This window comes from Sphingobacterium sp. T2, assembly GCF_000814685.1.
In the GTDB taxonomy this organism is placed as follows: Bacteria; Bacteroidota; Bacteroidia; order Sphingobacteriales; family Sphingobacteriaceae; genus Sphingobacterium; species Sphingobacterium thermophilum.
In genome coordinates this window covers 1-5261 of sequence record NZ_JXAC01000217.1, presented here as the reverse complement: position 1 = coordinate 5261, position 5261 = coordinate 1, and the positions used below count along the sequence as shown (strand labels likewise).

The following is a 5261-nucleotide window of genomic DNA, read 5'->3' as shown; positions in this document are numbered from 1 at the left end:
ACCAATGAATGAAGGAAGAACTGCGTAATCTGTCGTAATGTACGGGCCCAATCTGGAAAACAAGGGCCTTTGGTGTTCGTATCCTCGAGGCAACGGCGTAATGCCCGATTGGAAAAGACCTTTCAARRAGATTCCTATCGGTAAGGGAAGAAAATTGGTAGATGGAGAAGAAGTTGCCATATTAACTATAGGTGCATAKAGGTAATTGAAGCTGCTGAAAGCCATTAAGTGAGAATTAAAATACCGAAGGGAATAACGATCCCGGTCACATTAACGATTTGCGTTTCGTCAAACCATTGGACGAAGAATTGTTACACGAAGTGTTCGGAAAGTTCAACAAAATTATTACGGTGGAAGACGGTGCTCTTCCTGGAGGTTTTGGTTCGGCTATTCCTCGAATTTATGTCGGATCATAATTATAAAGCTGAAGTGGTGCGTCTAGGAATCCCGGACGAAATCATAGAACTTGTTGGCTGCCCTTTACCATTAGTTTTTGGCAWCTKACCYTTWACTTGATCGACTTGAAAATCATAACCACAGAGGCGCCATAACTCTTCCTGCTCACCATGTTCTATGATTTTTTCAAGCATCATAAAGGTATGCCAAAAACTATGTAAAGGGCAGCCAACAAGTGCTCAGGTAGGATAATTTATATAGATAAAAATAGGGAAAGAGCTACAAATTTTATGTAGCTCTTTTTTATTTATTATATAGATATTTATTTCTTAAATTAGAGGAAGAAAGTTTTCCACACCTAAGCCTATAACGGTTGTCAGAGAAACAAAAAAAAACAAAATTTTATCACGAAATACAATGTGTGGAAAAAAATGATTTGACATCTATTTATGAACCTTAAAAAGGATAAAATTTTTGTAAAATATTGATTTATAATGAATTGTATTTTTTTGATTCTTTCGCTTTTATAGCTCGGAAATTTTTATCATCTTCGTTGAAAGGGAAAGTTTTAAACAATTTTTTTATCAATAATTGGTTATCAAGTTATTAACAATTTAAGAATGGAAAAAACGTGTACAAGTGTTTGGAATAGTTGCCTTCAAGTGATCAAAGACAACATTCCGGCACAAAGTTTTAAGACATGGTTCGAGCCGGTGAAAGCCGTTCGTTTGGAGGAAAACGTTTTAACTATTCAAGTACCTAGTTTATTCTTTTATGAGTGGTTGGAAGAGCATTACGTAGGTATCCTACGTAAGACGGTGAAGAAGTTTTTGGGAGAGCAAGGTAGATTGGAGTATAACATTGTCGTGGAAAAATCTTCGACGAATACGCCTTATACTACTAACCTACCTTCTAATGGTAATGGTGCCGAAGGTAAGAAGCAATCTATTCCTGTTCCGGTTGCATTAAATAAGAACATAAAGAACCCTTTTGTCATCCCTGGATTAAAAAAGCTGCAGGTAGATCCGCAGTTGAACCAAAACTACACATTTGAGAATTTTGTGGAAGGTGAATGTAATCGCCTTGCCCGCTCTGCAGGATATGCCGTAGCAAACAAGCCGGGAGGAACTTCTTTTAACCCCTTAATGATTTATGGGGATGTTGGTTTAGGAAAGACGCACCTTGTCCAAGCTATTGGTAATGAGATTAAGAAAAACTTACCGGATAAATTAGTGATTTATGTTTCTTGTGAGAAGTTCTGTCAGCAGTTCGTGGATTCCCTTAAAAACAATACGATCAATGACTTTGTGAACTTCTATCAAGCGATGGATGTCATCATCATGGATGATGTACACAACTTCGCCGGTAAGGAAAAAACTCAGGATATCTTCTTCCATATTTTCAATCATTTGCATCAGTCCGGCAAGCAGATAATCCTTACATCGGACAAGGCTCCTAAAGATCTTTCGGGATTGGAAGAAAGATTGTTGAGCCGATTCAAATGGGGCTTGTCGGCAGACATTCAGGTGCCTGACTTGGAAACAAGGATGGCTATTCTGAAAAAGAAAATGTATTCTGACGGTATAGAATTGCCGGAAGAGGTAGTTGAATACGTGGCTACGCAAATCGACAACAGCGTACGAGAACTGGAAGGCGCATTAGTCTCGTTGTTGGCACAAGCAACTTTAAACAAAAAAGAAATAGACTTGAATCTGGCCAAGTCTATGTTAAAGAACTTCGTGAAAAATACACACAAGGAGATTTCTATGGAATATATCCAGAAATTAGTATGTGAGTATTTCGAAGTGCCAGTAGAAATGGTGAAATCTAAAGTACGTAAACGTGAAATAGTTCAGGCTCGTCAGATTTCTATGTATTTGGCTAAAAATCACACCAAAGCTTCCCTGAAATCTATAGGTAACTTCTTTGGTGGTCGCGATCACTCGACAGTGATTTATGCTTGCCAGACCGTAGAAGATTTGATAGAGACCGAACAAAAAGTTCAAATCTTACGTGCAAGACATTCAAAAGAAATTGAAATCGTCATAACCGCGTAGTTCTACTATAGTTTTACTGAATCAAAAAAGGCGAGAAAAATATTTTTCTCGCCTTTTTGCATGATTAGGGATTGTTAAACCGTTTATCTAATAAATTGCATGAATTATGAAAAGTTATTATTGCTGTACTTCGCCTTCTTCTTCTTTCTTCGCGTTTTTCTCTTCTAAATATTTAAGGAATTTCTCTTTTTGTTCGTCAGTAAGCTGTTCTGCAATTTTTTGATTAGCAGAATTTTTAATTCCTTCTAGCTGTTCCTGAGCGGCAGCAGCCTCCAAAGTAGTGTCAGCCTTAATGGCTTCCATGGCTGTTATTTTTTCCAAAACTATCGTGAAGATGGAAGCTTTTTGATCATCGTTCAACGTAAGAACTTCAGTTAATTTTTCTACTTTTTCTTGAGCTTTAGTTTCTGGATTAACATCCTGAGCAAAAGTTAAAGTAATTGCGAATAAGAAGCTTAGACCTGTTAAAATTAATTTTTTCATAGCATTTAAAGTTTTAGTGAACACTTATTATTGAATTCTTCTGGTACTATAACTGTCAAATGCTATGATTTATTGTGTGAATTGTATCGGGTTTGTTACAATTTAACATGTTTTAACAAAAAAGCCTTATTTCACGTGAAATAAGGCCTGATTAATATGAAAAGCACTAATAATATTTAGTTGTTGCCTCTGCGGCCTTCTCCTCTGTTTGGTCTTTGTTGCATTCTTTGTTTTTGGATTTCTTCGTATTTCTTGGTTTGCTCTTCATTCAGGAAAGATTTAATTTTTAGATCTTGCTTTTGACGAAGCTCTTGCATGGCCTTCATGGTTACCTGTCTATCATTATTGTTTTCTTGGAAAACCTTGCGTTGCTCTGTGGCTGTAGCCAATACATACTTATAAATGGAATCTTGTTGCGACTGACTTAGATTCAGTTCTTTGGTCAATCGTTCGGTTTGCATTTTGGCCATATCCTCAGGGTTTCTTTGCTGCATACGACCTCTGTCTTGTGCATGGGATATGGTTATAGTAGCAAATAAAATCAAAACGGATGCTAATAAGTTTTTCATAAGATATAGAATTTTAGATTTATAATTTCTTTTTTGACCGGAGCAGCCAACAAAGGTTTAACGCATTCGGGAAGAAATATAATTTTTTATAAGTAAATCGAATTCTTCCTGTTTTTGATCCAAGAATTGGATACGTATAGGGATATAAAACAGAGGCATTTCCTTGAATAAGGTAGTATCAATACGCTGTATATCTTTTTCTGTGGTTAGAATGATTTTATCCTTACCTTTCATCTGCTCGAATCGGCTCAAAATCTGTTTGTAATCTTTCTCTTCGTATTGGTGGTGGTCGGGAAAAGAAAGCAGTTCTATACGGCAGCCTTGAGCTGTCAGATAATCCGAAAGCGGCTTAGGATTGGCTATTCCGCTTAGTAGGAGCACGTCTGTTCCGTTTAGGTTGAGCTGGCTTTCGTGGCCTGTAAGATTCCGCGCCATGTCATAAGCAATGGTGCTGTAAAAAGGAGGTGCATTACTATGCTTTCTCAGTTTTCTTTCTATTTGTTGTCGCTGGAAATCTGATATTTCGGTAGGACACTTTGTGATAACGATGCAGTCGGCTCTTTTGGCCGAGGAGAGCTCATCCCTGAAATTGCCTGTAGGAAGCATCAAAATTGGATTCATTAAAGATTGAAAATCAAACAGCAAAACGGAGAATCCCGGTTTGAGTTTCCTATGTTGAAAAGCATCATCAAGCAGGATGACATCACATGACGCTTTTATCTGTTCTATACCGTAACAGCGATTTTCACAGACATATACCTGAATATCCGGAAATTTTCTTTTGAACTGCAGCGGCTCATCCCCCACCTCTCTTGCGGAGGAAGATGTGTCTACCCTGCGGAAACCTTTGGTTGTGCGTCCATATCCACGGCTAAGGGTGGCAATACGTGTATCTTTCTTCAGAAGGCGTATCAGATATTCGGTTAGAGGGCTTTTGCCAGTACCTCCTACGGCAAGGTTTCCCACCACGATAGTAGGAATGTCGAAAGACTGAGAATGGAAAATCCTTAGATCATAACATTTGTTTCTTATCCATACAACAAGATGATAGATAAGGCTGAAGGGAAACAAAAGCCATCGCAGAAGGAATATCATTTTTTTATGACTTTTAATCCTACGTCATTGATTTCCGTAAGGGGAGTTTTACGCATATTCTGCTCTATGCGGAAAATATAAGATCCCGTATCCGGAAAGACGAAATCTGTTAATGCTAGATGCTGCACTTCGACAAGGGAGCCGGCAGTTTTTCCTTTCCAGCGTCCATCCAACTCGGCCAATGAAATTTCGTGGCGATAGGCCGTGTCTTTGATGCCTTTTCCCTGTTGGTGTAACAGCAAAAACAGGTTGGAAAAGTCATACTGGTTGGTATGACGCACATTGATATAGATATCGTTATTTAGCTTTGTTGTCTTCTAACCTTCACTTCAAAGGTAGGAATATCTCTCGTACTCCCAAGAGCGATCAGCTATGGCCACATTTTTTTTCATAAAAGGCGCCATCGCTGCAGGAGGCAAGCAGACCTAGTATAGCTAAATATCTTTTCATAATAAAAAAGAAGAGTGGAGAAGATTATTCTCCTACTTGTTTGTTTTGTTTATCTGTAATTTTTTGTTTTTATTTCTGTTGTCTAATTCTTCCTTTTCTTCCTCTGCTTGCTTCTTTAGGTTTTGTCTGCTTTTTCGTTTGTTTTTGATWACTCTCTTGCTTTTTCTTTCTTTCGTCGGAGTCTCTTGCTGCTTTTTTCTAGCTTTTTGCT

The 5261-nt window shown here is 38.0% G+C and carries 5 protein-coding genes and 2 pseudogenes; 3 read left to right on the top strand and 4 right to left on the bottom strand.

The genetic code is table 11. From position 1 onward, the window contains the following. Positions 1-37: 37 nt before the first annotated feature. The 3 genes and pseudogenes from SD31_RS21010 to dnaA all read left to right on the top strand — a co-directional run bounded on the left by SD31_RS21010 (position 38) and on the right by dnaA (position 2445). The gene (locus SD31_RS21010) at positions 38-205 is read left to right on the top strand and encodes a hypothetical protein (protein ID WP_316929876.1); all 168 of its coding nucleotides are present in this window, start codon (positions 38-40) and stop codon (positions 203-205) included. A 73-nt stretch (positions 206-278) separates the two neighbouring features. Continuing rightward, the gene (locus SD31_RS21005; RefSeq protein ID WP_316929875.1) at positions 279-416 is read left to right on the top strand and encodes a transketolase C-terminal domain-containing protein; all 138 of its coding nucleotides are present in this window, start codon (positions 279-281) and stop codon (positions 414-416) included. Between the two features lie 600 nt (positions 417-1016). Continuing rightward, positions 1017-2445 (top strand): annotated as a pseudogene (gene dnaA / locus SD31_RS12415) (chromosomal replication initiator protein DnaA). 125 nt (positions 2446-2570) lie between these two features. On the opposite strand, the gene SD31_RS12410 reads toward dnaA, so the two are convergent. From SD31_RS12410 to SD31_RS15600, 4 genes and pseudogenes are all read right to left on the bottom strand, one after another. Next, the gene (locus tag SD31_RS12410; RefSeq protein WP_156138358.1) at positions 2571-2936 is read right to left on the bottom strand and encodes a hypothetical protein; all 366 of its coding nucleotides are present in this window, start codon (positions 2934-2936) and stop codon (positions 2571-2573) included. A 176-nt stretch (positions 2937-3112) separates the two neighbouring features. Further along, positions 3113-3505, bottom strand: coding sequence for a hypothetical protein (locus tag SD31_RS12405; RefSeq protein WP_039054371.1), 393 nt, complete (start codon positions 3503-3505; stop codon positions 3113-3115). 57 nt (positions 3506-3562) lie between these two features. After that, on the bottom strand, positions 3563-4600 hold the full coding sequence (gene lpxK, locus SD31_RS12400; protein WP_231561571.1) for a tetraacyldisaccharide 4'-kinase: 1038 nt from the start codon (positions 4598-4600) through the stop codon (positions 3563-3565). Further along, positions 4597-4899, bottom strand: a pseudogene (locus SD31_RS15600) (gliding motility lipoprotein GldH); the annotation flags it as partial. The pseudogene SD31_RS15600 and the gene lpxK, both read right to left, overlap by 4 nt. Positions 4900-5261 lie beyond the last annotated feature (362 nt).

What these genes read in the sequence shown, in the direction of transcription:
- SD31_RS12410 (WP_156138358.1), bottom strand. Translation starts at nt 2,936, where the DNA reads ATGAAAAAATTAATTTTAACAGGTCTAAGCTTCTTATTCGCAATTACT.
- SD31_RS12405 (WP_039054371.1), bottom strand. Translation starts at nt 3,505, where the DNA reads ATGAAAAACTTATTAGCATCCGTTTTGATTTTATTTGCTACTATAACC.
- lpxK (WP_231561571.1), bottom strand. Translation starts at nt 4,600, where the DNA reads ATGATATTCCTTCTGCGATGGCTTTTGTTTCCCTTCAGCCTTATCTAT.